The organism is Streptomyces sp. NPDC054847 (assembly GCF_053610925.1).
In genome coordinates, this window is sequence record NZ_JBSGZJ010000668.1 from 1 (window position 1) to 2,592 (window position 2,592).

Genomic DNA, 2,592 nt, shown 5'->3' on the forward strand with positions numbered 1-2,592 from the left:
ACCTCCAGGAGCTCAACCAGCGGGGCATGGCCGCCGACTACCCGGTCATCCTCGGCGGCGCCGCCCTCACCCGCGCCTACGTCGAACAGGACCTCCACGAGATCTACGACGGCGAAGTCCGCTACGCCCGCGACGCGTTCGAGGGCCTGCGCCTGATGGACGCCCTCATCGGCATCAAACGCGGCGTCCCCGGCGCGGCCCTGCCCGAACTCAAGCAGCGCCGCGTCAAGGCCACGACCACGGTCGTCGACGAACGACCCCCGGAGCAGCCCACCCGCTCCGACGTCGCCACCGACAACCCCGTCCCCACCCCGCCGTTCCGGGGCAGCCGCGTCGTCAAGGGCATCCCGCTCAAGGACTACGCCTCCTGGCTCGACGAAAGCGCCCTCTTCAAGGGCCAGTGGGGCCTGAAGGCCGCCCGCGGCACCGGCCCCACCTACGAGGAACTGGTGGAGTCCGAGGGCCGGCCCCGGCTGCGCGGCCTGCTCGAGCGGCTGCAGACCGACAACCTCCTCGAAGCGGCCGTCGTCCACGGCTACTTCCCCTGCGTCTCCAAGGGCGACGACCTGATCATCCTCGGCGACGACGGCTCGGAACGCACCCGCTTCACCTTCCCCCGCCAGAGCCGCGGCCGGTACCTGTGCCTGGCCGACTTCTTCCGCCCCGAGGAGTCCGGCGAGACCGACGTCGTCGCCCTCCAGGTCGTCACCGTCGGCTCCCGCATCGGCGAGGAGACCGCCAAGCTGTTCGAGGCCAACTCCTACCGCGACTACCTCGAACTCCACGGCCTGTCCGTCCAGCTCGCCGAGGCACTGGCCGAGTACTGGCACGCCCGCGTGCGCGCCGAACTGGGACTGGCCGGCAGCGACCCCACCGGCCTCGACGGCATGCTCCGCACCGAGTACCAGGGCTGCCGCTACTCACTCGGCTACCCCGCCTGCCCCGACCTCGAGGACCGCGCCAAGATCGCCGCCCTCCTCGAACCGGAACGCATCGGCGTCCAGCTGTCCGAGGAGTTCCAGCTCCACCCCGAGCAGTCCACCGACGCGATCGTCATCCACCACCCCGAGGCGAGCTACTTCAATGCCGGAGGCCGCTCATGAGCACCCTGCGCGACGCTCTCGCCTCGGGCCGGCCCTCGTTCTCCTTCGAGTTCTTCCCGCCGAAGACCGAGGCCGGCACCCGCACCCTGTGGAACGCCGTCCGCCGCATCGAGCCCCTCGCTCCGACGTTCGTGTCCGTCACCTACGGAGCCGGCGGCTCCTCCAGGGACCGCACCGTCGCCGTCACCAAACGCATCGCCGCCGAGACCACCCTGCGCCCCGTCGCCCACCTCACCGCGGTGGACCACTCGGTCGCCGAACTGCGCCACATCATCGGCCAGTACGCGGACGCCGGCGTGCACGACGTCCTCGCCCTGCGCGGCGACCCGCCCGGCGACCCGAACGCCCCCTGGACACCGCACCCCGACGGCTTCACCCACGCCCACGAACTCGTCTCCCTGGTGCGCAGGTCGGGCGACTTCAGCGTCGGCGTCGCCGCCTTCCCCGAACGCCACCCCCGCTCCACCGACTGGGACGACGACATCCGCCACTTCGTCGCCAAATGCAAGGCCGGCGCCGACTACGCCATCACCCAGATGTTCTTCCACACCGAGGACTACCTGCGGCTGAGGGACCGGGTCGCGGCCGCCGGCTGCGACACCCCGATCATCCCCGAGATCATGCCGGCCACCGACGTGAAGCAGATCGCCCGCTTCGCCCAGCTGTCCGGCGCCACCTTCCCCGCCCACCTCGCCGCCCGCCTCGACGCGGCCCGCGACAACCGGGCCGACGGCCACCGCATCGGCGTCGAGTACGCCACCGCCATGGCCGAGCGCCTCCTCGCGGAAGGCGCCCCCGGACTGCACTACATCACCCTCAACCGCTCCACCGCGACGCTCGAGATCCACCAGAACATCCAGAACTCAAGGAGTGCACATGCCCTCGCAGCCGGCCGCTGACTTCACGGATTTCAAGGTCGCGGACCTTTCCCTCGCCGAATTCGGCCGCAAGGAGATCACTCTCGCCGAGCACGAGATGCCCGGCCTGATGTCGATCCGCAAGGAGTACGCCGACGCCCAGCCGCTCGCCGGCGCCCGCATCACCGGCTCCCTGCACATGACCGTGCAGACCGCCGTCCTCATCGAGACCCTCGTCGCCCTCGGCGCCGAGGTCCGCTGGGTGTCCTGCAACATCTTCTCCACCCAGGACCACGCCGCCGCCGCCATCGCCGCCGCCGGCATCCCCGTCTTCGCCTGGAAGGGCGAGACCCTGGAGGAGTACTGGTGGTGCACCGAGCAGGCCCTGACCTGGCCCGGCCACGCAGGCCCCAACATGATCCTCGACGACGGCGGCGACGCCACCCTCCTGGTCCACAAGGGCGTCGAGTTCACCAAGGCCGGCGCCGTCCCCGACCCGTCCACCGCGGACAACGACGAGTACCGCGTCATCCTCGAACTCCTGCACCGCTCCACCCTCGACTGGCCCCAGCTCGCCGCGGAGATCCGCGGCGTGACGGAGGAGACCACCACCGGTGTCCACCGCCTCTACG

3 protein-coding genes are annotated in these 2,592 nt (G+C 70.9%); all 3 read left to right on the forward strand.

The features are described 5' to 3' along the window. Nucleotides 1-1,103: vitamin B12 dependent-methionine synthase activation domain-containing protein (locus ACWGH4_RS33970; protein WP_453467633.1), on the forward strand; the 1,103-nt coding region annotated here is incomplete at its 5' end. Next, complete coding sequence (gene metF, locus ACWGH4_RS33975; RefSeq protein ID WP_441267636.1) at nucleotides 1,100-2,002, forward strand: methylenetetrahydrofolate reductase [NAD(P)H]; 903 nt, start codon at nucleotides 1,100-1,102, stop codon at nucleotides 2,000-2,002. The genes ACWGH4_RS33970 and metF, both read left to right, overlap by 4 nt. Further along, nucleotides 1,980-2,592 (forward strand): adenosylhomocysteinase (locus ACWGH4_RS33980; protein ID WP_453467635.1); only part of this gene is annotated, 613 nt, incomplete at its 3' end. The genes metF and ACWGH4_RS33980, both read left to right, overlap by 23 nt.

What these genes read in the sequence shown, in the direction of transcription:
- metF (WP_441267636.1), top strand. Translation starts at nt 1,100, where the DNA reads ATGAGCACCCTGCGCGACGCTCTCGCCTCGGGCCGGCCCTCGTTCTCC.